Source organism: Pseudomonas sp. ASL9, from assembly GCF_056680335.1.
In genome coordinates this window covers 4,215,496-4,240,145 of sequence record NZ_CM155277.1, presented here as the reverse complement: position 1 = coordinate 4,240,145, position 24,650 = coordinate 4,215,496, and the positions used below count along the sequence as shown (strand labels likewise).

20 protein-coding genes and 1 pseudogene are annotated in these 24,650 nt (G+C 56.1%); 7 read left to right on the top strand and 14 right to left on the bottom strand.

Annotated features, from left to right (window positions below):
• Positions 1 to 52: 52 nt before the first annotated feature.
• Together yejK and AC1ME2_RS19600 are read left to right on the top strand one after the other, a co-directional pair.
• The gene (gene yejK, locus AC1ME2_RS19605) at positions 53 to 1,054 is read left to right on the top strand and encodes a nucleoid-associated protein YejK (RefSeq protein ID WP_480436066.1); all 1,002 of its coding nucleotides are present in this window, start codon (positions 53 to 55) and stop codon (positions 1,052 to 1,054) included.
• Positions 1,055 to 1,060: 6 nt separating this feature from the next.
• Positions 1,061 to 1,411, top strand: a complete 351-nt coding sequence (locus tag AC1ME2_RS19600; protein WP_480436065.1) for a glutaredoxin family protein — start codon at positions 1,061 to 1,063, stop codon at positions 1,409 to 1,411.
• 127 nt (positions 1,412 to 1,538) lie between these two features.
• On the opposite strand, the gene AC1ME2_RS19595 is transcribed toward AC1ME2_RS19600, so the two are convergent.
• From AC1ME2_RS19595 to AC1ME2_RS19555, 9 genes are all read right to left on the bottom strand, one after another.
• On the bottom strand, positions 1,539 to 2,471 hold the full coding sequence (locus AC1ME2_RS19595) for a glutathione S-transferase family protein (protein WP_480436064.1): 933 nt from the start codon (positions 2,469 to 2,471) through the stop codon (positions 1,539 to 1,541).
• An 84-nt stretch (positions 2,472 to 2,555) separates the two neighbouring features.
• Complete coding sequence (locus AC1ME2_RS19590; protein WP_480436062.1) at positions 2,556 to 2,876, bottom strand: GIY-YIG nuclease family protein; 321 nt, start codon at positions 2,874 to 2,876, stop codon at positions 2,556 to 2,558.
• Positions 2,877 to 3,000: 124 nt separating this feature from the next.
• The gene (locus AC1ME2_RS19585) at positions 3,001 to 8,535 is read right to left on the bottom strand and encodes an NEL-type E3 ubiquitin ligase domain-containing protein (protein WP_480436061.1); all 5,535 of its coding nucleotides are present in this window, start codon (positions 8,533 to 8,535) and stop codon (positions 3,001 to 3,003) included.
• 92 nt (positions 8,536 to 8,627) lie between these two features.
• Positions 8,628 to 9,098, bottom strand: a complete 471-nt coding sequence (locus AC1ME2_RS19580) for a nuclear transport factor 2 family protein (protein WP_480442230.1) — start codon at positions 9,096 to 9,098, stop codon at positions 8,628 to 8,630.
• A 110-nt stretch (positions 9,099 to 9,208) separates the two neighbouring features.
• Positions 9,209 to 10,486: a CynX/NimT family MFS transporter gene (locus AC1ME2_RS19575; protein ID WP_480436060.1), complete on the bottom strand. Its 1,278-nt coding sequence runs from the start codon at positions 10,484 to 10,486 to the stop codon at positions 9,209 to 9,211.
• 265 nt (positions 10,487 to 10,751) lie between these two features.
• Complete coding sequence (locus AC1ME2_RS19570) at positions 10,752 to 11,516, bottom strand: amino acid ABC transporter ATP-binding protein (protein WP_480436059.1); 765 nt, start codon at positions 11,514 to 11,516, stop codon at positions 10,752 to 10,754.
• Between the two features lie 10 nt (positions 11,517 to 11,526).
• A complete protein-coding gene (locus tag AC1ME2_RS19565) occupies positions 11,527 to 12,624 on the bottom strand; it encodes an amino acid ABC transporter permease (RefSeq protein ID WP_480436057.1) in 1,098 nt (365 codons plus the stop codon).
• 10 nt (positions 12,625 to 12,634) lie between these two features.
• On the bottom strand, positions 12,635 to 13,816 hold the full coding sequence (locus tag AC1ME2_RS19560; RefSeq protein WP_480436055.1) for an amino acid ABC transporter permease: 1,182 nt from the start codon (positions 13,814 to 13,816) through the stop codon (positions 12,635 to 12,637).
• Between the two features lie 70 nt (positions 13,817 to 13,886).
• The gene (locus AC1ME2_RS19555) at positions 13,887 to 14,915 is read right to left on the bottom strand and encodes an amino acid ABC transporter substrate-binding protein (RefSeq protein ID WP_480436054.1); all 1,029 of its coding nucleotides are present in this window, start codon (positions 14,913 to 14,915) and stop codon (positions 13,887 to 13,889) included.
• A 479-nt stretch (positions 14,916 to 15,394) separates the two neighbouring features.
• Here AC1ME2_RS19555 and AC1ME2_RS19550 point away from each other — a divergent pair, with 479 nt between their 5' ends.
• From AC1ME2_RS19550 to AC1ME2_RS19540, 3 genes are all read left to right on the top strand, one after another.
• Entirely contained in the window at positions 15,395 to 16,051 is a 657-nt protein-coding gene (locus AC1ME2_RS19550) for an alpha/beta hydrolase (RefSeq protein ID WP_480436053.1), read from the top strand.
• 147 nt (positions 16,052 to 16,198) lie between these two features.
• Entirely contained in the window at positions 16,199 to 17,677 is a 1,479-nt protein-coding gene (gene rhlB, locus AC1ME2_RS19545; protein ID WP_480436052.1) for an ATP-dependent RNA helicase RhlB, read from the top strand.
• 164 nt (positions 17,678 to 17,841) lie between these two features.
• A complete protein-coding gene (locus AC1ME2_RS19540; protein WP_480436050.1) occupies positions 17,842 to 18,969 on the top strand; it encodes an NAD(P)/FAD-dependent oxidoreductase in 1,128 nt (375 codons plus the stop codon).
• A 58-nt stretch (positions 18,970 to 19,027) separates the two neighbouring features.
• Here AC1ME2_RS19540 and moaE read toward each other — a convergent pair whose 3' ends face one another.
• The 4 genes and pseudogenes from moaE to AC1ME2_RS19520 form a co-directional block, all read right to left on the bottom strand.
• The gene (gene moaE, locus AC1ME2_RS19535) at positions 19,028 to 19,486 is read right to left on the bottom strand and encodes a molybdopterin synthase catalytic subunit MoaE (protein ID WP_480436049.1); all 459 of its coding nucleotides are present in this window, start codon (positions 19,484 to 19,486) and stop codon (positions 19,028 to 19,030) included.
• A 2-nt stretch (positions 19,487 to 19,488) separates the two neighbouring features.
• Positions 19,489 to 19,734 carry a MoaD/ThiS family protein gene (locus AC1ME2_RS19530; RefSeq protein ID WP_480436047.1) on the bottom strand — a complete coding sequence of 82 codons (246 nt, stop codon included), beginning with the start codon at positions 19,732 to 19,734 and terminating at the stop codon, positions 19,489 to 19,491.
• On the bottom strand, positions 19,731 to 20,216 hold the full coding sequence (gene moaC, locus AC1ME2_RS19525) for a cyclic pyranopterin monophosphate synthase MoaC (RefSeq protein ID WP_480436046.1): 486 nt from the start codon (positions 20,214 to 20,216) through the stop codon (positions 19,731 to 19,733). The genes AC1ME2_RS19530 and moaC overlap by 4 nt, the downstream gene beginning before the upstream one ends.
• A 163-nt stretch (positions 20,217 to 20,379) precedes the next feature.
• Positions 20,380 to 20,511 (bottom strand): annotated as a pseudogene (locus AC1ME2_RS19520) (PhoH family protein); the annotation flags it as partial.
• 371 nt (positions 20,512 to 20,882) lie between these two features.
• Between AC1ME2_RS19520 and AC1ME2_RS19515 the strand changes: the two are divergent.
• Both AC1ME2_RS19515 and AC1ME2_RS19510 read left to right on the top strand, forming a co-directional pair.
• Complete coding sequence (locus tag AC1ME2_RS19515; RefSeq protein WP_480436044.1) at positions 20,883 to 21,812, top strand: hypothetical protein; 930 nt, start codon at positions 20,883 to 20,885, stop codon at positions 21,810 to 21,812.
• Positions 21,813 to 22,061: 249 nt separating this feature from the next.
• Positions 22,062 to 22,829, top strand: a complete 768-nt coding sequence (locus AC1ME2_RS19510; RefSeq protein ID WP_480436042.1) for a sulfite exporter TauE/SafE family protein — start codon at positions 22,062 to 22,064, stop codon at positions 22,827 to 22,829.
• A 130-nt stretch (positions 22,830 to 22,959) separates the two neighbouring features.
• On the opposite strand, the gene AC1ME2_RS19505 is transcribed toward AC1ME2_RS19510, so the two are convergent.
• Positions 22,960 to 24,354 (bottom strand): PhoH family protein, encoded by a 1,395-nt coding sequence (locus AC1ME2_RS19505; protein WP_480436040.1) that lies wholly within the window; start codon positions 24,352 to 24,354, stop codon positions 22,960 to 22,962.
• Positions 24,355 to 24,650 lie beyond the last annotated feature (296 nt).

Genomic DNA, 24,650 nt, shown 5'->3' with positions numbered 1-24,650 from the left:
CGCCGGTTCCAACGCAGCGCTTCATCCTCCGTCTACCCCAGCCGAGAAGCCCATGCCGATCCGTCATTGCATCGTCCACCTGATCGACAAAAAACCCGACGGTACGCCGGCAGTCCTCCATGCGCGTGACTCCGAACTCGCTGAGTCGCAAGCCATCGAGCACATGCTGGCGGACCTCAACGAGAGCTATAACGCGAAGCAAGGCAAGGCCTGGGGGTTTTTCCATGCTGAGTCCGGCGCGCACCCTTTCAGCGGCTGGCTGAAGGAATACCTGGACGGCGGCAAGGATTTCACCGCGTTCAGTCGTGTGGCGGTCGAGCACCTGCAAAAGCTGATGGAAGAATCCAACCTCTCGGTGGGTGGCCACGTCTTGTTTGCCCACTACCAACAAGGCATGACCGACTACCTGGCCATCGCCCTGTTGCACCACAGTGAAGGCGTTGCGGTAAACGCCGAGCTGGACGTGACGCCGTCGCGCCATCTGGACCTGGGCCAATTGCATCTGGCCGCACGGGTGAATATTTCCGAGTGGCAGAACAACAAGCAATCCAAGCAGTACATTTCCTTCATCAAGGGCAAGAACGGGAAAAAGGTTTCAGAGTATTTCCGCGACTTCATCGGCTGCCAGGAAGGGGTCGATGGCCCCGGCGAAACCCGCACCCTGCTCAAGGCGTTCAGCGACTTCGTGGAAAGCGAAGACCTGCCGGAAGAATCCGCCCGGGAGAAAACCAAGACACTGGTGGACTACGCCAGCAGCCAGAGCAAGATCGGTGAGCCTATGGGCCTGGAAGTGCTTTCAGGGCTGATTGACGAAGAACGTCCGCGCGCCTTCTACGAACACATCCGCAACAAGGACTACGGCCTGTCTCCGGAGATCCCGGCGGATAAGCGCACCCTGAATCAGTTCCGTCGCTTCACTGGCCGAGCAGAAGGCCTGTCCATCAGCTTCGAAGCCCATTTGCTGGGCGACAAGATCGAGTACGACGAAGAGGCTGGCACCTTGATCATCAAAGGTCTGCCCACCCAACTCACCGATCAGTTGAAGCGGCGCTAAGCCCCCATGCTCGTACGTACGCTGAAGAAGTTCGTCTTGATCATGCTGGTGGTTGTGGCCTACCAGAACTGGGGCAAGATCGAACACTTCTTCAACCCCTCCTCCGCCGCAGCGATGCATACCCAGGCGCAGGCCAGGGTCACGCTTTACGCCACCGACTGGTGCGGCTACTGCAAACAGACCCGACGCTTCCTCGACAGCAAAGGCATCCCGTACAAAGAGTTCGATATCGAGAAATCAGCCGAAGGCCGCAAGGCCTATGAAACGCTGGGCGGACGTGGCATCCCGCTGATCGACGTGAATGGCACGTTGATCAGGGGATTCAGTGAAGAGGCGATATTGGCGGCGCTGAAGTGATCGCGTAGTACCTGTAACCGGGACGCGCAGCCTTGTTGGCGAGGCGGTGTATCAGGCATACCGCGCCAAGCCTCTCGCCAACAAGACTGCGCGCCCCGGTTGCTCCTACAGAATGCGATCCCCTGTATCAGCGCGCCTCGATCCGAAATCCAAAGCGCGGAAAGTGCACATGCACCACACCGGCGCGCTCGTCCTCTCGACGCAGGATCAGCGCTTCACGACCCGCAAAGACTAACTCGCCTTCCACTGGATCGACGCCGTAGTCGACGGCGGAGATGGCCACTTTCTGACCTAGGGTAAAGCCATTCGGGTCTTCGAAGACCTCGTCCGGCAGCGCTGCGGGCGTGGCGTTACGAGCGATCTCCAGCGCATCGGTGGCACTCATGTCGCTGAACGCACCATGACCGAAGCCCAGCACTCGATTCAACCACGTCGACACCGCCGGGTAGGCATCTACAAACGGTGCGGTGACGTGTGTTTGCTTGAGAAACCACAGGGTGTGGGCAAGGGAGAAGTCGGCAATCGAGGCCTCGCCAAACAGGAAATCGCCATTGCGTTCCAGTTGCAGCTCCAGACGGGCCATCAGGGTGGGCCATTGATGCGTTGCCTGCTCCAGCGTCAGGCGTGATGCGGTGCCGCCACTGAACAACTCGGTACGGTCGGCGATGAAGGCTTTGACCACCTCAGGCGGCACTTTGGCAAAACGCAGCGCTATGGATTCGGGCTGGAATACCAGGCTCACGGCATGCTGGAACATGATCGAGTCGGACCAGGCGGCGAAGCTGGCCACGGTGAATTCCTGGCCTTCGGGGAAAAATGTGGGTGAGGCTTTTTGCTGCTCCAGACGGCGGGCCATCAACGCTGTGTCGCAATAGATATCTGCCCCCACCTGCAGCACCGGCGTTTTGCGATAACCGCCGGTCAACGCCGTCAGGTCAGGCTTGGGCATGACGGGTGAGATCATCACCGAACGCCACGACAGCCCTTTGAAGCCCAGCATCAAACGGGCCTTTTCGGAAAACGGCGAGGCTGGGTAATGGTGCAGGATCAGCTCTGTCATGTTCGGTCCGCCCTTCAGATGGAAAGTCTTCAGCTTACCTGCCTGTGCCCTGTGAGCCTACCCGATCAGCCTGATAAGCGGACATCACGCCGATGGATGAGCAACCGCGCTCAACACCAGCGCTTCCTTCGCGCTTTTCTTCAATTGTTTGATCAAACGCTCCTGACGCAAGGCTTCACGCTTATCGCAGCACGCTTCGATATACACCAGCGCCACCGCAGGGCTGGAATAGAAAAACCGTGCGCCCTTGCCGCGTTGATGGGCGGCGAAGCGACGCTGGGGATCATCACTGATGCCGCAGTACAGCGAGCCGTTGGCGGCGCGCACCAGATAGACGAACCAAGGCTTTTGGATACCGGTCGCCGTGGGTGTTTCACTGCTGACGGGGGACGGTGTTTCTTGCATGGTGGCTGACAGGCAAAGGGGTTGGCGATTCTATCAGAGGTATTTGACGGGTTGCCAACGACAAGGCCGGACGGACCACCCGCCCTCTGTCACACAGACAGAGAGCGGGTGGCGCGGCGTATTGTCAGTCGTACTTGAGTCCTGCGTTGTTGGTCAATTGCCTTATCAGGTTTCGATCCTTCTCTTCTTTCTGCTCAAGCAATCGTTTTGCCCGTTCCAGATACTCGTCGTTCAGTTCAGGGAAGTCATCCTCCAGGCGTGACCGCTCCTGATCGAACGTCTCCTGAAGTTCCGCGAATTCCGGGGCGTACGTTTCTCGAAGCCAGTCGGTCCAGAAATCCCTGTTTGCCGCATAGTCCAATAGCCCCGGGCCGCTCTCGTTTGCCATCACCTCGCCTTGAACGGTGGCCAGTTCGTCGGCGTTTACCCCGGCAACGTTTCTATAAAGCATGCTTGAAGGTGGCAGGGGCAAATCCAGCCGCTCGGCCAAGCCCAAGCGGTAGGCCAGGCGTACTTCCGCCTGATCCCGGCCACGGGTATTGGTAACCGCAAGGCGATCGACTTCGCTCAAACGGTATAACCGCCGCATGAGCCCATAGAGTGTCTGTCCTCGCTCGGCGTCCGGGATATCCCGAAGTGAGCGACGGGTGAAGACCCGAACTTCCATTTGGTTGAACTCCAGCCGAACGCCGTCTGCGCAGGTTGGATTGGCGATGTCCTCGTCCTGCGCCATGCCATTGAGCAGCCCGCGCAGCTCCGGGTCTTGTGCAGCCGCCTCCAGCACATACCAGACACGCGGGGTCAGCGCATCACGCGCCCGGAGGAAATCCGCAGACTCTCGCAGACGATTGACCAACGCCAAAAGCGCTGGCGCATCGGCAGCCGTTTCGAGCTGTTCCCACACCACGCGATGATCGGCGATCTCTTCGGCGGTACCCACAAGCCACGGCTCAACGACAGGACGCCCCGCAATACCGCCGCCCACCCGCCCATGCCCATGGACTGGGGCATCAGAATCATAATCAGACTCCGTATCCGTATCCGAGTCGGAAACCCCAGACTCCGTCCTGTCGATGGGCATGGCCTGGATATCCTCAGGCAAGTCCATATAGAAACTGAAGGATCTATAGGAACCATGATCACGGGCGTGGGCGGCGATCATGGATTCACGCGACAGCGGATTACTCTCCAGGGAGATCTCGGTATGCGCCCAATCGTTGCGCGGGTTCTCTAAAATTGCTGCCGGTAGCTCGGTTATTTGATTTCGGTTAAGGGACAACGAGTTTATGTTTCCCGGAACCAGCTCGGTGAGCCACTCAGGCCAGCTTTGTATCCCGGCGTTGTCCAGCATCAGAGACCGCCAATGGTGGCGTCCCAAAACGGAGGTATTCGTTATCGGACCGAGTCGATTGCCACTCAAATTCAAATGTTGAACCCTTGGAAGGCTAGCGAAAAAATCCATGGCATTTTGGTCGATCATCATCCCCTGATTGATCAGGTCCAGCTCTAACAGGTTCGGAAGTTCAGCCAGCGCACACGGAGGCGTCACCAAGCGGGGAGAAAGTTCGATGAGCTCCAGACTGGTTATCTGCTGAAACCGCCTTAGAAACCCATTCAATTGTTCTACGTCGGCCGTCACCTCCTGTAGCGATAGGCTGCTGACATTGCGGTAGAAGGTCTCGGGCAAAAATTGAGGAAAGTCGGCCAACGGAGACGATTCAATCACCACTGCAAGCGGGGCTCGTCCCGAGACCGCCCGGCCCCAGTGGTTGATCAGCACTGCGCTTGTTTCTCGCCTGCCCAGCATCACGTTCTCGTCCAGAGGTGCGCCGGACCCCGACGCGTCTGTCCAGTCGCGCAATGCACTTTCCAGTTCTGCCTGTTCCCGCAACAGCACGTTCATCTGCGTTTGAAGTTCAACAGGCATATCAAGGTGGTAGCTGAACGAGCTGCCGGTCCTGGCTTCACCCAGGAAAATCTCCATGCGGGTGGCACGCGACAATTGATTGCGTTGCAACGAAATAAGCGTACGGCCTGACGAGTCGAGCTGATTGCTCACGATGCGATCAGGCAAGACAGAGATAGGGTTATCGTTCAGTGAAAGTTCGCCGATACGCCCAGGCAATCGATCATTGAGCCAAAAAGGCCAGTTAGTACCGGTGCGATCCAGTCCGAGGCGCTGGAGATTCCGATGAATCGGGAACTGTGTCATTTCATTGAGTAATTCGAGACTATTACCACTCAAGTCCAGCCGTTCGAGGTCCTGAAGGCCATTCAAGGCCTCCAGGGCCATCGGGCTAATGGTCAAGTCCTGGTTGATCAAGTTCAGTGTTCTGAGGCGCGGAAGGCTGGTCGATACAATGCGCGGGAGTTCTAAATAACCTGGTGATCGATAGCCGGTTGCGACAGGTCTGCTGACGTCGAGTGAGGTTATGTGCGCAAACCTGCTCAAAAAACGCTCAAGTGTTTGTTCGACCCCATTCCATTCTGACAAAGGGATTTCGTGCAGATTGCGCACCGTGTCGAACAACTCCAACCTTTCGATCCGACTGTAGAAAAAGTCCGGCAACTGTGCAGGAAAATCTCCCAACGCTACGTGCTCAAGGCGAAACGTGACAGGTGCCTCACCGACGACGAATACACTGCTGGCTTGCCAATGATGCATGATCGCTTCAGCAATTCGAGTCCTGCTGACGGCGCGCGCTGCGCTCAATTCCGGTAACGCGCTCGACGCCAACGTCCATTGGTCCAGGCTGAAGCGCAGAGCCTGATGTTCTTCCTGCAGCACGTCCAACCGTGCATTGATGTCCGCATTGGACAATCCTTCGTTGCGCATGCCCGTGAGCACTTCCGGCGCAGTCACAGTGTCCAGCTCAAGCAAGCCGATCCTGTCCAGCAAGTGATCGTCACTGATAAACCCGGCAAGCTTGCCCGTGCCGCTCAGGGGATAACCCAGACGCCCCTGTTTCATGCGTTTGGGCATATTGAACTTCAGCGGTCCCTTGCGTATGCCGAGAATACGTGACGCTTGTCCACGGTCACCGGCGGCCAGCGTCGCAAGCGTGGCATTCAATTCGGGGCCTTGTGCGACATGCGGGAGGCCGATGGCGCGACGAGGTTCATCTGGCAACGCATGCAGCACCGAGGCGCACAGATTATTGCCGTCCTTGGGAACGCTGTTGAGTTCATTACCGTCGGCGTCGAACGCTTGATAGCGACCGTTGGATTTGACCAGGATCTTGAGTTCGGACGCTTGTGGATCGCCGATGCTGTCCAGTAACGATCCTCGGAGGGTGCCTTGGCGAATCTCAAAACGCACCTGATCAGACCAGCCGGGCAATTTTTCCAGCAGGTGCAGGCTCAGGATTTCGGTATCGGGATTGGCCACAGACTTCAGATAGAAACCTTCGATAGCCCTGTTCAGTCGCGTTTGCTTCTGCTGCCAGGCAGCCGCTTCGCCAATACGCAAGGGTATTCGACCGGTTTCCAGCATCAGTTGTTGCTCAGCGGAAGTCAGGGTGGCAACCAGATCCTCTGCCACTGCCGCTGGAATGGTCGGGAAGTCACGACGGATCAACTGCGCAAGTGGGTCCGTCGTGACTTCACTGGCGTTGTACAGCTGCTCGAACCGTTCTGAACGTGTGCTGCCAGGTTCCTCAATGGAGGTTTCAAGCGTCGCGTCCAACTGGAATCGCTTGACCGTATCGCGCAGTTGCCCCGGCGGGACCGCATTTTCCACATGAACCCGGCGCAGCAGTGATTCGTCGACATCGACAACGGCCAGTATCTGCTCGGCAGCGGTGTCGGACAGGCCCGATACAGAATGGCCAAGGCGTTTGAATAATTTATCTTTCGCCCACTGTTGCGGTATTTCACCCTCATGCCAGAACGCACCGACACCGTTATGTTCGAGCGTGGGGGTAAAAGGATGGTTTTCGTTCGGATGCTTGATCACCCACTTATTCAGCGGTTCATGGTGCTGAACCTCATAGCGCTGGTCGTCGATGGTCAGGTATTTTTTCCCATCGTGTTCAACCACACCGTCGATATCAGGGCTGACACCTTCGGGAAGCACCGTCCTGGATTGAAAAGGTGTCAGGTCAGGCTTCCAGAGCCGGGTCTCCCCGTTATCGAGCGTGATCGGGATGACCTTACCCACAAAGTTGTTGCTCTTGATTGGCGGGGGCTCCGGCACTTGGTGTCCCGCAACCAGCAGCGCCATGAAAGCAATCTGTCCAGCGGCGTCCATCAGGTGATCAAGACCCTCGTCCATATCGCCGTGGCTCAGGTCCTGAAGACCGTGATACACCTCTCCGATCAATTCCATCGTCGAATCTACCATCATGACCGCGCCCAGTGCGGGGAGCACAAACGAGGCGGCATTGAGGATGTTCATGCCAATGCTCATCCAATAATCCAGCCGCTCCTGACGGCTTTTCGCGTCCTCCTCTTCGGTAGGCACCGCCAGGAATCGCGCATTGTCCTTCAACAAAAACAGCTGCTGCCTGTGCATCCTGCTGAACGGAGCTTCTTTAATGACGTCGGTGTCGAGTACCAGGTTTGCCTTGGGATCGGCGGCGTGATGCCAAAGTCCTTGGGTAAACATGTCTCCATCGATGGGCGCCAGTGGAAAAAGATGTGTGTTCAACCGGGTGAAGAACGCTGCTCTGTTACGCTCGCCGATGAGTTGGGCGAAAAACGCCTGGTAGGATTTGTCCATCAAGCGCGTCCGAAGATCGTCCTCCAACTCGGTCATGGACCCGTATTCCTTCAGCGGATTGACAGGGTCCTGTGGGATGTACAGGAGAATGGGGACTTGCGTCGTCGTCCAGGTACGTTGTGGCGTGATCAATAACACCCGCTGTATCTCGACCCCAAACATCGTCAGGCATTTCAACCACATGAGGTGGCCATCGAACTGCGGCTCAGGTTGCTGCCGGGCCAGCGCTATCACTGCCGAACATGCCGCCTGGCCAATGGTTTTTTTCATGGCAGCGGCGCGAGCGCAGACTTCCATGTCGGCTTTGTCGTTGGCAATGAATGTTGCCCGGGCATTGAATCGGGCGGCGTCCGGAGCATCGTCCGGTGCGGAGTCCGGTTCGAGCACGCTTTGCAGGTGGTCCAGGTATTTACGCCCCAGATTCAGGTGTCGGCACAGGTCAGCGAATTGTTCTGGCTTGATCCCCTTCGGGTGAACTTCGCCCTTGCTGTCGAGGATCGCGGCACTCGACAGAAAGAATCCCGCCACGGATTCCTTGCGTTCGAAGTTATGCAACGCTGACTCCAGCAGCGTTAGCTGGGTAGACGGTCCTGTCGCCCCGTCGGAGGTGAGCGTGGGATAAAACAACGTATCTTTCCTGACGTCCAGACCCGGACCGAACCGGGCATCCAGCGCCTGACGTAACAAGGGCTCGGCAAATTCAGAGAGCCCCTTTAGTGGCTTGAACAGTTGCTTCAACGCGTCCTTGGCCTGCCGGCTTGCCAACAGCGCGGCACAATAGTCTTTGCGCGCTTGAAGCGAGGCCTGCGTAAACGCGTCGGGCAGGTTTTTCTGGATGACATCAAGGACAGGGTCTTGCTTGAACCGTTGCTGTAGCTGCTCAAGTTTCGAGGTAGTGATAAGGGACACAATCGGAGGGGGATTGGGTATCAAGGGCATGGCGCAATAACCTTATTGCTGAAAATAAGGTTGCGACGTTATCTGGCCCAATCCCTGAAAAAGCCTAGATAAATACTACGTTGGCAAGAACCTCAGCGCTCGGCTTGAAACGCCTTAAGCCCCTTCTGCGCCTGTGCTCGAATCGCGTTCTGCACAAACGGCGTCCAGCCCAACAACGCGCCCTTGATTCCGAGGGCCTGGCGCGACCAACGCCACAGATCGAAATGGTCATGGTGTTCGCAGATCTTGCCGTCGCGAAACACGAAGCGCGCCTGGATATCGTTGACCACGGTGTTGCCGGTCTGGCTGAACAAATAGGTCGCGACCCAATGCACGCCACCGGTACGCTCGTCGGCGCGCACATTGTCGTAGGTCACGGAGAAGTCCTTGGCCCGCGAGGTCAACATGCGCCACATGTCACCGGCTTGCCGTCCACGCAGCTCACCAAACACCGGATCGCTGAACAGCACATCCTCGGTGTAGCAGGCACTCATAGCCTCGGCGTCCAGCCGATTGAACGCTTGGTAAAACTCAGTAATCACTGCGCTGTTGGCATCGCTCACGCTTTTTATATCGCTCATGCAGCCAGGCCCTTTGGGAAAGAAGATGCATGCACGATAGTCGGCTATCCGCCGCCTGACCATGAGCATTCGTACCGGGAATACCGACACAGTCAGACTTTCTCGCTGTTGACCTGCACATACAACGCACGCCCGGCGCCCAGCCCGAAAACGATCGCGCCCAGACCGAGGACAGCAAAGATCCAGCCAACGGCATTCCAGCTCCCGGTCACGTCATGAACGATGCCCACCGCGAACGGCCCAAGGGACGCGAGGGTGTAACCGAAGCCTTGAGCCATGCTCGACAGGTTGGCCGCGACATGTGCATCCCGCGAGCGCAACACGATCAGGGTCAGCGCCAGACTGAACGCCCCGCCCTGCCCCAGGCCCAGCAAAACCGCCCAACCCCACAGACCGTCGAGCGGCGCGTAGAGGCAGCCGGACAAGCCGCCGAGCGTCAGCAACATCACGACCACAATCGCCAGCCGCTGGTCCTTGCCGCGTGTCGCCAGCCAAGGCGCAGTCAGCGCACTGATCAGTTGCACCATGATTGAACCGGACAGCACCAGACCCGCCTGGGTCGGTGACAGGCCACGACCGATCAGAATCGATGGCAACCAACCAAACACGATATACGCCAGCGATGATTGCAGGCCCATATAAAGGGTGACTTGCCAGGCCAGTGGATCACGCAGCAAACCGCGCACACGGTAGGCGACTTGATGCAGGCCATGCCCCTGACGCGCCTGGGGCAACCAGAATACCGCCGCGACCAGCGCCGGAATAATCCAGAAACCGAGCCCCATGGCCCAACTGTTGTCGAAGTACTGACTCAACGGCACGGTCGAGCCCGACGCCATCGCCGCACCCATACACAAGGCCATGGTGTAGATGCCCGTCATGATCCCGGCCTGTTTAGCGAAATCCCGTTTGACGATCCCCGGCAGCAACACACCGATGATGCCGATGCTCGCCCCGGCCAGAATGCTGCCGGCAAACAGCCCCGCTTCACCGAATGAACTGCGCAGGATGATCCCGCCCGCCAGCGTCAGCAGAATGCCCAGTACCACCCTTTCACTGCCAAAACGCCGCGCCAGAATCGGTGCCAGCGGCGCGAACAACCCCAGACACAGCACAGGCAACGTGGTCAGCAAACCCGCTTTGGCCGCCGACAGGCCAAGGCTTTTCGAGACATCGCTGAGCATCGGCGCCATGCTCGACAGCGCCGGACGCAGGTTCAAGGCGACCAATACCAGCCCCAACAGCAGCAACCAGGGACGCTTCAGTACCGGGTGGCTTTGCTGCACCTGCTCATCGTCGGCTTCGGCATCGATCAGCAGTTCATTTAGGTCATGGGGGCCAGTGCTCGCCTGAGGCGCCTTAGTCGTCATTTGATTCTCTGGTCAGGTTTTTGGATCAGGCTGGGCATCCTGTTGGAGAACGACAGAGAACACAAGGTTGGCTGTTTGCGGCAGCGATAAACTCTTCGCGAATGAATTCGCTCCGCCGCTTGAGCTGTGCAGGCTGTGTGGGAGCGAATTCATTCGCGAAGACGATACGTCAAGCACAGAACTTTTATCAGACCCCACCCAATTCCCGACACCCATAAAAAACCCGGACCTAAGCCCGGGTTTCTTTATGCAGCCTGTCACCAAATCAATGCAAAATCTGACTCAGGAACAACTTGGTACGGTCGCTTTGTGGGTTATCAAAGAAGTCGTTTGGCGCAGCCTCTTCGACGATTTCGCCCTTGTCCATGAAGATCACCCGGTTTGCCACGGTGCGGGCAAAGCCCATTTCGTGGGTTACGCAGAGCATGGTCATGCCGTCTTCTGCGAGGCTGACCATGGTGTCGAGCACTTCCTTGACCATTTCTGGATCGAGGGCCGAGGTCGGCTCATCGAACAGCATGATTTTCGGCTTCATGCACAACGCCCGGGCAATTGCCACGCGCTGCTGTTGACCACCGGAAAGCTGGCCCGGGAATTTGTGCGCCTGCTCTGGAATCCGCACACGCTCCAAGTAATGCATGGCGACTTCTTCGGCCTTGCGCTTAGGCATCTTGCGCACCCACATCGGGGCCAGCGTGCAGTTCTGCAAGATGGTCAGGTGCGGGAACAGATTGAAATGCTGGAACACCATGCCGACTTCACGACGGATCGCTTCAATCTGCTTGAGGTCGTTGGTCAACTCGGTACCGTCAACGATGATGCGACCCTGCTGGTGCTCTTCCAGACGGTTGAGGCAGCGGATCGTGGTCGACTTGCCCGAACCAGAAGGTCCGCACAGCACGATACGCTCGCCCTGACGTACGTTCAGGTTGATGTCTTTCAACACGTGGAACTGGCCGTACCACTTGTGTACGCCCTGCATCTGGATCATGCCTTCAGCGCCCAGAGGCTGTTTGATTGCTTCACTCATCACAAAACTCCTAACGCTTGTGGCCTGTGTCCAACTTACGCTCCAAATGCATGGAGTAGCGGGACATGCCGAAACAGAAGATCCAGAAAACCAGGGCCGCAAAGACATAGCCCTCGGTGGCCATACCGAGCCATTTCGGGTCGGCGGCAGCTTGCTTGACGCTGTTGAGCAGGTCGAACAAACCGATGATGATCACCAGGCTGGTGTCCTTGAACAGGGCGATAAAGGTGTTCACGATGCCCGGAATCACCATTTTCAACGCCTGCGGCAGAATCACCAGCCCCATGCTGCGCCAGTAACCCAGGCCCATGGCGGCGGCCGCTTCGTACTGACCTTTGGGGATGGCTTGCAAACCACCGCGCACCACTTCAGCCACGTAGGCCGACTGGAACAGAATCACCCCGATAAGCGCCCGTAGCAACTTGTCGAAGCTCATGCCTTCGGGCAGGAACAACGGCAGCATCACCGAGGACATGAACAGCACGGTAATCAACGGCACACCACGCCAGAACTCGATGAAGGTCACGCAGACCACACGAATCGCCGGCATTTTCGAACGTCGACCCAAGGCCAGCACGATACCCAGCGGCAGAGCCCCGGCGATGCCCACAGTGGCGATCACCAGGGTCAACATCAAACCGCCCCATTGGCTGGTTGCCACGTTGACCAGGCCGAACAGTCCGCCGTGCAGCAGGAAGTACGCCACGATCGGGTAGATCACCAGGAAGCTCAGCCCATAAATGGCCTTGCGCGGGAACCTGGATATGAACAAGGGCGCCACACCGAAAACCGCCAGCAACACGGTCAGGTCGATGCGCCAGCGCAGTTCGACGGGGTAATAGCCATACATGAACTGACCGAAGCGTTGCTCGATGAATACCCAGCACGCACCGGCCTTGGTGCAGTCGGCGCGGGTGGTGCCGACCCAGTTGGCATCGAAGATCGCCCAATGCAACAACGGCGGAACGATTAACCAGACCAGGTAGAAAGCAAACAGCGTCAGAACGGTGTTGAGCCAGCTGGAGAACAGATTTGCCCGCATCCACGCCACAGCCCCCACGCTTAACTTGGGGGGTGGCATGTCGGGTTTGAAAGTATGGGTTGTCATGCGCTTTTCCTCACCGTTCGATCAGCGCAATGCGCTTGTTGTACCAGTTCATCAGCAGCGAAATGCTGATACTGATCGCCAGGTAAACGCTCATGGTGATCGCAATCACCTCGATAGCCTGACCGGTCTGATTGAGCACCGTACCGGCAAACAACGAAACCATTTCCGGGTAACCGATACCGGCCGCCAACGAAGAGTTCTTCGCCAGGTTCAGGTATTGGCTGGTCAGCGGTGGAATGATCACCCGCAGGGCTTGCGGAATGATGACCTTGCGCAGGGTCGGGCCAGGGCGCAGGCCCAACGAGCGCGCCGCCTCGGTCTGACCGTGGCTCACCGACTTGATCCCGGAGCGCACGATCTCGGCGATGAATGCCGCCGTGTACACCGTCAAGGCAATGGTCAGGGCCAGCAGTTCCGGGATCATCACCCAGCCACCAACGAAGTTGAAGCCCTTGAGCTCTGGCATTTCCCACTGTAGCGGATTGCCGGAGACCAGAACGCACATCGCCGGGATCACCACCATCAAGACCAGACCGGCCCAGAACTTGTGAAACGGCACGCCAGTGGCTTCGAAGCGTTTGTTGGCCCAGCGGACCATCAGCACGGTGGCGACGATGGCCACCACCACGCTGCCCAGAAACGGCCAGAAGGCGTCGGTCAGGGTCGCGCCCGGCATGTTCAAGCCGCGATTGCTGAAAAAGAACATACCGCCAATGCTATGGCTGCCTCGCGGGCCCGGCATGGTCAGGAATACGGCAAAGTACCAGAACAGAATTTGCAGCAAAGGCGGAATGTTACGGAAAACCTCGACGTACACCGTCGCCAGCTTGTTGATCATCCAGTTCGACGACAAACGGGAGACACCTACGATGAACCCCAGCAGCGTCGCCAGCACGACACCGATGACCGTCACCAGCAGGGTGTTGAGCAGGCCAATGACGAACACCCGCGCATACGTGTCGGATTCGGTGTAATCGATCAAATGCTGAGCGATACCAAAACCGGCGCTCCGCTCAAGAAAGCCGAAGCCAGACGTAATACCGCGATGCTGAAGGTTTGTTTGGGTGTTATCGAACAGATACCAACCCATGAAGACCACCACGCCAATCGTGATGATCTGGAATAGCCACGCACGCACTTTAGGATCGCTGAGGGAAAACCTCTGCTTTGGTGCGCCGATTTGATTTTGCATGAAGTGCCCCATGAAAATTGGAACAGAACAACGCTCGGTAACGGTTAACCGTTACCGAGCGCAGGGCCTATCAGCGCACTGGAGGTGCGTATTGAATGCCGCCGTTGTTCCACAGCGCGTTCAGACCACGATCGATCTTCAGCGGCGTGCTTTGTCCGAGGTTCTTCTCAAAGACTTCGCCGTAGTTACCGACCTGTTTAACGATCTGCACGACCCAGTCTTTCGGCAGTTTCAGGTCTTTACCGTACTCACCATCAGTACCGAGCAGACGAGCAACGTCAGGGTTTTTGCTGGCCTTGGCTTCTTCTACAACGTTTTTCGAGGTAACGCCCATCTCTTCAGCGTTGACCATCGCGAACAGGGTCCACTTGACGATGGAGAACCAATCTTCGTCGCCCTTACGCACGACTGGGCCCAGTGGCTCCTTGGAGATGGTTTCAGGCATTACCACGTAATCGTCCGGGCTCGCCAGTTTGCTGCGCTGTGCGAACAGCTGCGATTTGTCGGAGGTCAGTACGTCGCAACGACCGCTTTCCAGCGACTTGGCGCTTTCATCAGAGGTGTCGAAAGTGATCGGGGTGTACTTAAGCTTGTTGGCGCGGAAGAAGTCGGAAACGTTCAGCTCAGTGGTGGTACCGGCCTGGATACAGATGGTCGCGCCATCCAGTTCCTTGGCGCTTTTAACACCCAGCTTTTTGTTTACCAGGAAGCCAACGCCGTCATAGTAAGTCACGCCGGCAAACACCAGGCCCATGCCTGCGTCACGGGAGCTGGTCCAGGTAGTGTTACGCGACAACACGTCGATTTCGCCAGACTGCAGCGCGGTGAAACGCTCTTTGGCGTTCAACTGGCTGAACTTGACCTTGGTAGCGTCACCAAAAACGGCAGCAGCAACAGCGCGGCAAACGTCAGCGTCGATACCCAGGATCTTGCCTGTAGAGTCAGGAACAGAAAAACCTGGCAGGCCATCACTGACACCGCACTGAACAAAACCCTTTTTCTGAATAGCGTCGAGGGTGGCGCCTGCGTGAGCAAAACTGCTAACACCAAGAACCGCTGCCGCCGTCAGTACAGCCAGGGTGGATTTCAACATCTTCATTCAAACCTCCAGTTTGCTCTTTGTTGTTTGGGAGCTTGAGCCCCGTCGCACCCTTATGAGGCATTAATGACCCGTGCTGGCTTATTTTTGGGTCACGCGACGTAAGACCTGGACCACGGGTCTGGTGCGAGATCTACCCGACACCACCTACCCGTAGCCCGTTAATCGGTCGAATGGACTGAAGCCCCATGATGTCCGCTGGACCAGTCCGGTACAGAACGAACCGTACGCAGAATCTTGATGCATGGATTCCATGCTTCCCCCACAGCTATCAGTCGCCTGATAGTGTTACCTCCAAAGGGAAGCGCATTCACTCCAAGGGTTTCTTAGCAAAGCGCGTACCAGCATGCTGGCAATGTCGAATTAGCGACAGGTCAAGTCCAAAACTTGTAACCTTGCGACATCTTTGTCAGTCTTTTTTCACATGCGCCCAGTGCCAATGCACTGCCAAAGAGCGCACGCACACTAATGGAGCAGCTATGAGCGACCCCTTGATCCTTCAACCCGTCAACACTCCAGATGCCTGCGTCATCTGGTTACACGGCTTGGGTGCCGACCGTTATGACTTCATGCCAGTCGCTGAAGCGCTGCAAGCCACGTTGCTGACGACCCGCTTCGTTTTGCCCCAGGCGCCGACCCGCTCAGTCACCATAAATGGTGGCTACGAGATGCCCAGTTGGTACGACATTCTGGCCATGAACCCCGCCCGGGCTATCAATCACGAGCAGCTTGAGTCCTCAGCCCAAATGCTCCTGGACCTGATCGAAGCGCAGCGCGACAGTGGCATCGACCCGGCGCGAATCTTCCTCGCAGGCTTTTCTCAAGGTGGCGCGGTGGTGTTGCATACCGCGTTCCTGCGCTGGCAAGGCCCCTTGGGCGGCGTGATTGCGCTCTCCACTTATGCACCGACCTTTAGTGACCAACTGACCCTTTCAGCCAGCCAGCAACGCATCCCTGCGTATTGCTTGCATGGGCATTATGATGACGTGGTGCAAAACGCGATGGGCCGCACAGCGTATGAGTACTTGAAGGCCTGGGGCGTAACCGCGACATGGCAGGAATACCCAATGGGCCATGAAGTGTTACCGCAGGAAATTTCCGACATCGGTACCTGGTTGGCGCAAAAACTGCGTTAATCGTTTAAACAGAACGGAAAAATACCACCTGCGGCGCGCTGAAAAGCCCATAGTTGACACTTCCTGTAGCGCATTTGGCATGGCACTACGCCGCGCCGGGTTCTTGCTTTACACTGCCCGGCGTACACTCCTTAATCAATTGACGAGATGACCGTGCTCAAAGCACTCAAAAAGATGTTCGGTAAAAGCGAGGCTGAGCAGCTCGCGCCCAGCCCTATCGTAACTTCGCCTGCTGCCTTGGCCCCTACCGAGGGCGATCAGCGGCCACGCAACGCACAAAATCCGGCACCTGCCAGCACGCCTGCCCAGGGTCAGAACACGCGCCTCGAACCCGCCAAAGTCGAACAACCCAAGGCCGAGCGCCCGCGTCGCGAACGCGCACCAAAGCCTCCGGTCGTCGCCTGGAAGCCCGAAGACTTTGTCGTAGAGCCACAGGAAGGCAAAACCCGCTTTCACGACTTCAACCTGTCGCCCGAGCTGATGCACGCCATCCATGACCTGGGTTTCCCGTATTGCACGCCCATCCAGGCCGAAGTATTGGGCTTTACCCTCGCGGGCAAAGACGCCATCGGTCGCGCGCAAACCGGCACCGGCAAAACCGCCGCGTTCCTGATTTCGATCATCACGCAGTTGGAACAGACCCCACCGCCCAAAGAGCGCTACATGGGCGAACCGCGTGCCCTGATCATCGCCCCTACCCGTGAGCTGGTGGTGCAGATCGCCAAGGATGCGGCCAGCCTGACCAAATACACCGGCCTCAACGTCATGACGTTCGTCGGCGGCATGGACTTCGATAAACAGCTCAAGCAGCTCGAAGCCCGACACTGCGACATTCTCGTGGCCACACCGGGCCGCCTGCTGGACTTCAACCAGCGCGGCGAAGTGCATCTGGACATGGTCGAAGTGATGGTGCTGGACGAAGCCGACCGCATGCTCGACATGGGTTTCATCCCACAGGTGCGCCAGATCATTCGCCAGACCCCGCACAAGGGCGAACGCCAGACCCTGCTGTTCTCCGCGACCTTCACCGAAGACGTGATGAACCTCGCCAAGCAGTGGACCACCGATCCGTCCATCGTCGAAATCGAAGCCTTGAACGTTGCCAGCGAAATGGTCGAACAGCATATCTATGCCGTGGCCGCCGCCGACAAGTACAAGCTGCTCTACAACCTCGTGACCGAGAACAATTGGGAACGGGTGATGGTCTTCGCCAACCGCAAGGATGAAGTGCGGCGCATTGAAGAACGTCTGGTACGGGATGGCGTAAATGCCGCGCAATTGTCCGGCGATGTGCCACAGCACAAACGCATCAAGACCCTGGAAGGCTTCCGCGAGGGTAAAATCCGCGTCTTGGTGGCCACCGATGTGGCAGGCCGCGGGATCCATATCGACGGCATCAGCCACGTAATCAACTTCACCCTGCCTGAAGTACCGGACGATTATGTACACCGCATCGGCCGTACAGGCCGTGCGGGTGCCAGCGGTGTTTCGATCAGCTTCGCCGGGGAAGATGACTCCTATCAGTTGCCGTCGATCGAAGCACTGCTCGGCCGCAAGATCAGCTGCGAAACGCCGCCGACCGAGCTGTTGAAACCGGTCGTGCGCAAGAGCGCAATGCCTCAGTAAAATCGCTGCATCGTGCAAAAAAAGCGCATCCCGGTTTCGGAGATGCGCTTTTTTTTGGCGTGCCGGGCCTATCACCTTCACTGGGGGCTGGCTCTCCCCGCCCGAGACACTCAAGGGCAGGGAGGTTTATTGTAACTACCGCGTGCCCCCCCTAGGAGACCTTTATGAGCCAGGCAGACTTCATCATTATCGGCGCCGGTATCGCCGGTGCTTCCACCGGCTACTGGCTGTCGCAACACGCCCGCGTGATTGTGCTGGAGCGCGAATCGCACCCGGCCTATCACTCCTCCGGTCGCTCGGCCGCCTTGTACACCGCCGCTTACGGCACCACCCAGGTCCGCGCCTTGACCCTGGCCAGTCGTGCCTTTCTCGATGCGCCACCCGCCGGTTTCGCCGAGCAGCCTTTGTTGTCGCCGCGCGGGGAAATGACCGTGGACTTCACCGGCGACCCTGAGGAGCTGCAACGCCAATACCTGAGTGCCAAAGCCGGCGTACCGGAGACCCAATTGCTCAGCGCCGAACAAGCCTGTGCCCGCCTGCCGATCCTGCGCCCGGAGCTGGTTCATGGCGCTATTTATGACCCCACTGCCAGCGATATAGACACAGATGCACTGCACCAAGGCTATCTGCGCGGCATCCGACGGAACAAGGGCCAGATCCACACCGACAGTGAAGTGCTAAGCCTGGAGCTGGACGCCCAAGGCCTCTGGCAGGTGCACACCGCCGCGCAAACCTACAGCGCCCCCGTGGTAATCAACGCTGCGGGTGCATGGGCCGACACGCTGGGCAAGATGGCGGGCGCCGCGCCGCTGGACCTGCAACCAAAACGCCGCGCCGCCTTTATCTTTGCGCCCCCTGAAGGCATGGATGTTCATGACTGGCCGATGCTGGTCAGCCTGGACGAGTCGTTCTACATAAAACCGGACGCGGGCATGCTGCTCGGTTCTCCCGCCAACGCCGATCCGGTAGAACCGCATGACGTACAGCCTGAAGAACTGGACATCGCCATGGGTATTTATCAGATCGAACAGGCCACCACCTTGACCATTCGCCGACCGACCCGTACGTGGGCGGGTCTGCGCAGTTTTGTCAGCGATGGCAACCTGGTGGCGGGCTTTGACCCACACGTCCAGGGGTTATTCTGGGTCGCGGCGCAAGGCGGTTACGGCATTCAGACCTCCGCAGCGATGGGGCAGGCCTGTGCGGCACTGGCACAAGGTCAGGACTTGCCGGAACACCTCAAGCAATTCGGTCTCACTGCACAGATGCTGTCCCCGTCCCGCCTTCGCTGACACCGCCTGCCGGGTGACGACCGGCATGGTTTACGGCACACTCGCAGCGGGACGCGGTTCAGGCCTTATCGACCCAACGCCCCGCCGCCGCGTGATCACTGTCACGGCCTTCAACCCAGCGTGGGCCGTCGCGGGTGTTTTCTTTTTTCCAGAACGGAGCACGGGTTTTCAGGTAGTCCATCACGAACGCACAGGCCTCGAACGCCGCCTGCCGATGAGCGCTGGCAACGCCGACAAACACAATCGGCTCACCCGGTTCAAGAGCGCCGATCCGGTGCAGCACTTCCAGCGTGAGCAAAGGCCAGCGCTGTTCGGCTTCGGCAGTGATCTTGCCAAGCGCCTTTTCCGTCATGCCTGGGTAATGCTCCAGAAACATCCCCGCGACTTCTCGCCCTTCGTTGAAATCGCGCACGTAGCCAATGAAGCTGACCACCGCCCCGACGCCCACATTGGCAGCGTGCAAGGCATTCACTTCCGCGCCTGGATCGAACGCCGCCGTTTGCACCCGAATGGCCATGCTCAGCCTCCGGTCACGGTAGGGAAGAAAGCAACTTCATCACCCGATACCAGCGGCTCGTCGAGCTGACACAGCTCTTCGTTGCGGGCACACATCAGGTTCTGCTCGGCCAATACCTGCCACTCCCCACCCCGCAGCGCCAGATGTTCGCGCAGTGCGTCGACGGTGGCGAAAACGCCTTCCACCGTTTCGGTATCCAACCCCAAGGCTTCGCGGTAACGGGCGAAATACAGCACTTTAAACGTCATTGCGCGCCCGCCTGCTCTTCAGCTATGAAATGACCACTCTTGCCGCCGAGTTTTTCCAGCAGGCGGACGTTTTCGATGACCATCCCGCGATCCACCGCCTTGCACATGTCATAAATAGTCAATGCGGCAACGCTCGCGGCCGTCAGCGCTTCCATTTCCACCCCCGTCTGCCCGGACAGCTTGCAGCGGGCGACGATACGCACCGCGTCTTCACCTTCCGCGCTCAGCTCGACCTTGACGCCAGTCAGCAGCAATGGATGACACAGCGGGATCAAATCCGAAGTTTTCTTTGCCGCTTGAATACCCGCAATACGCGCCACGGCGAACACATCCCCTTTGGGATGGCCACCACTGACGATCATTTGCAGGGTTTCAGGGCGCATACGTACAAACGCTTGGGCCACGGCTTCACGGAACGTCACGTCTTTGTCAGTGACGTCGACCATATTGGCGCGACCTTGGGAATCGAGATGAGTTAGCACAGCCTTACTCCTGAGCAGGAGTGGCGATTGTAAACCTAAACCTCAAATTGTGGGCCTGACTCATAACTGTAGGAGCAGGCTTGCCTGCGAAGAGGGCCGGCCTGACACACCGTGCATCCCCATTCGCAGACAAGCCTGCTCCCACAGATCCTCAGCGAGTGAGTTACAAATGACTCTCGGCGTATTCGGCGAGAATCGAGCGTGGCACCCCTTGCAGGGTGATGATGGTTTTCATCTGGTGCGGTGTGAGGTTCTGACATTCATCGATCAGGATCAGGCTTTGCTGAAAACTGCGTCTGCAAACTCAATTGTGTCGATTGTTCCTACGCCGAAACGCTGCGATTCCACAGTTCCAAATCAGCATTACCCATTACAAAACATTACCACCCCTTGATTAAACTCGACTCTCTACTATACGAATGCATTATTCGACGAATATAAATCGTTGAAAAAGAAGACAAAATAAAAATCAGAATTTTCCCACTAATAAGAAGGAGTGAGCTGTAGGAGATATCATACAATAATTTTATTGACAGAAAATGTGTAAACATTACTCTCAAAGCATGAAATCACGAGACTTCATAAGTCAAAATAAAAGGGCAAGGCGAAATAATGAACTTAGCATCATCGCAAAAACGTTTCGAAACTTTTTAAAGATCTAAGTCGATGCAAGAGTTTGGTGAGATTTTCAATGAGGCATTACCCAGGCATATAGGAAGCTTAAAAATACCAGGGCGAATGATATCTGACGATTTTCGGAGGGAGCCTGTGTTCGCGCAGGTTGAGCAAATAACCGAAATTCAGAATGCAATGCACGAGGTGCTTTGCCATTCGATCACGCAAGAAGCTCAGTTCTATGCCGAGAGCGCATTTAAAGCCCTCCTCAAAAAAGACAAAGTAGACGCTGGCGTTTTGAAATTTTTCAATGGATGGAATGAAACTCACAAAACAACTAGCTTAGTTTCTGCTAAAATTATCATGTGTTTATCCGCGGACGCTCTATCCGTCCCTGCAGAGAAACAAGTTGGTTATAATAACATCATGGCGCACATGCATGAGGTCGCAAAGGATGATTTGGGCCTAGGACATAAAGGACATGATGGTATGTACTGCTACATGACGGCAGCTTTTGGTGCGTCCGACTGGGTAGAAAGTCAATACAAAGTTAACGAGTGCAACGAGTTTTCTGAATCTCTCTACGAAACGGGTGTTGCGGAGCACAAGTCCGCCATGAACTCCTCTGAGCATAAACAATCTATCATGGACGCCATGATGGTCTCTATCGCTTCGGAACTCTGGAATGGACGCGAGTATAATTTAATCGCTCAACATATCGAAGAGAAACTTCTCTCTATCAATTCGTCATTGAGTAATAACAATAACAGTCTACGCAATGCAAAAGGATATGTAATGGGCCATGCCGGTGAAGTAGAAAATAAGCATGGCCTGCATGCTTTAGCCGCAGCGCAAGTTTTTGGTCGCGCGGTAGACCTAACGTTTAAGATCGATCGGCTCAAGGACGTAATGCTTGATTATAATAATCGTGTCGGGAGAGCATTCAATTCTTTGCATGGAGTTTTGACGCTGATGAATTAATGGTTCTGAAATGCTTATCTTAAGTATTTTATATATTCAATCTGCTCGGCATTATTGTTAAATATCTAAATCATGCCATGCCAGTTGAAATGGAAGCTAGCGTAATGACGCCCAAGGACATTCCGATTAACTTCCGCAACGGCAAGTTGGTCGGAGCATCTAGGGCGGCATGTTATTCGCCTATGTATAATAAAGTGACGAGGATGTCATGATGATTCGTCAAGCGCTCGAACCTTGGCTGGACAGTATATGAATTTTGAACACGCTCTTGTTGTAATAGGATTTTTTGCTTTTTGCGGTGGCTTAATTGATGCGGCAGTTGGTGGAGGGGGGCTTGTACAATTGCCAGCACTCTTACATGCTTTACCCCAATACAGTTTGGCTACTATTTTTGGAACTAATAAACTGGCTGTTTTGGCGGGCAATATTTCATCTACTTTCACGTATGTAAAAAGAATAAAAATCGTATGGAAACTTATGCTTCCCACTATGATTTCAGCATTTATATTCGCATTTTTTGGTGCTATTTCTGTTTCGCTCGTGCCAAAAGAGCTTATGGAGTATATTGTTTTTATTATTTTGGTAGTGATGGCTATTTATACCTTTGCAAAAAAAGATTTAGGCCGGGTCCATTCTCATATTCAATGCGGAAAGAGAGAAGTCCTGTTGGGGATTTTTTTTGGAGGATTGATTGGGTTTTATGATGGGATTTTTGGACCGGGCAGTGGCAGTTTCCTGCTTTTTATTTTTGTTAAATATTTTGGTTTCGACTTTTTAAATGCTTCAGCTTCAGCAAAATTAGTTAATTTGGGAACGTTTAGCGCGGCGCTAATGTTTTTTATCCCATCAGGTAATGTTTTATGGACGATAGGTGGAGTGGTTGGTGCATGTAATATTGCAGGCTCCCTCACTGGCGCTTTTTTGGCATTGCGTTATGGAAGTGGCTTTATTCGGATATTCTTTTTAATTTTACTTTTATTTTTGATAGGTAGGATGGGAGTATCCATCTTTTTATAATTTATAGCCGGCTTTCTAATCTTGCGACCAATACCATGCCGAAAAGGTCAGGATTCTTAGCAAATAGCATTTGAACGAAGCGGGGGGGGCGAAAATGGACGGCCGTAACGGCCGCCCAGTTGGTCAAGCGTTACAAATGACTCTCGGCGTATTCGGCCAGGATCGAGCGTGGCACCCCTTGCAGGGTGATGTGCACACCATTGGGGAAGTCTTTGAAACGCTCCGTCAGGTAAGTGAGGCCAGAACTGGTGGCCGACAGGTACGGGGTGTCGATCTGCGCCAGGTTACCCAGGCAGACCACTTTGGAACCGGAACCGGCACGGGTGATGATGGTTTTCATCTGGTGCGGTGTGAGGTTCTGACATTCATCGATCAGGATCAGGCTTTGCTGAAAACTGCGTCCACGGATGTAGTTGAGGGATTTGAACTGCAACGGCACTTTGCTAAGGATGTAGTCGACACTGCCATGGGTGTTTTCGTCATCCATGTGCAGCGCTTCCAGGTTATCGGTAATGGCGCCAAGCCACGGCTCCATTTTCTCGGCCTCGGTACCGGGCAGGAAACCAATCTCCTGATCCAGCCCTTGCACGCTACGGGTAGCGATAATGCGCCGATAGCGCTTGCTGACCATGGTCTGCTCGATGGCTGCCGCCAACGCGAGAATTGTTTTGCCCGAACCGGCTGCGCCCGACAGATTGACCAGATGGATGTCCGGATCGAGCAACGCGAACAACGCCAGGCCCTGATAGATATCCCGTGGTTTCAGGCCCCAGGCTTCCTGGTGCAACAAGGGCTCCTGATGCATGTCGAGAATCAGCAGTTCGTCAGCCTTGATACCTTTGATCCAGCCGACAAAGCCCTGCGCATCGATGATGAACTCATTGATGTGCACCGCCGGCAAGTTGTCGATAAGCTGCACCCGATGCCAGGTGCGACCGTGGTCCTGGCGGGTTTCAACCTTGCTGACACGGTCCCAGAAGGAGCCGGTCATGTTGTGGTAGCCACGCGACAACATGGAAACGTCGTCGACCAGTTGGTCGGTGCTGTAATCCTCTGCGGCGATCCCACACGCCCGCGCTTTGAGGCGCATGTTGATGTCTTTGGTCACCAGTACGACACGCAAATCCTTATCGCGCACGTGCAGGTCGATCAATTGGTTAATGATGATGTTGTCGTTCAGGTGCTCGGGCAGCAAGCTGTTGGGCTCGGCCCGCTTGTTCATCAGGATCGACAGGAAGCCTTTGCAGATGCCTGTGCCTCGGTCGATCGGTACGCCTTGTTCAACTTCCTCCGGTGTGGCGCCGCCCAGTGTCTTGTCGATCAAACGAATGGCCTGACGGCACTCGGCAGCAACCGAATGCTTGCCGGCCTTGAGCTTGTCCAGCTCTTCAAGGACGGTCATGGGGATAGTGACGTGGTGCTCTTCGAAGTTCAGCAGTGCGTTTGGATCATGGATCAATACGTTGGTATCTAGCACGTAAAGGATTGGCTGGTTAGAAGAAGGGGTACGTCCGTGATCATCCATACTCGCTCACCTTTTTAAAAGCCAAGCAACGCAATACCTTAACAGTGCTGCGCCACGGAAAGGCCGTCGAGTTCCCCTCTTGAGGCAGAGGGGACATGCTCATGGTGGGTCTGGGATGACGCCACCTGTGTTGCAGGTTTCGGCGGTCTGTAGTGGTAATACCGCATAACTCATGACAGAAAAAAGCACTTTGACGTCTTTTTGATGTTTATTTTTCAGTAGGACAAATAGCGCTTGGCGGGATCGATAAGCACCGTTAAAGTCAGAAGTCCGCCCGACCAGAATTGCCGGAAAAA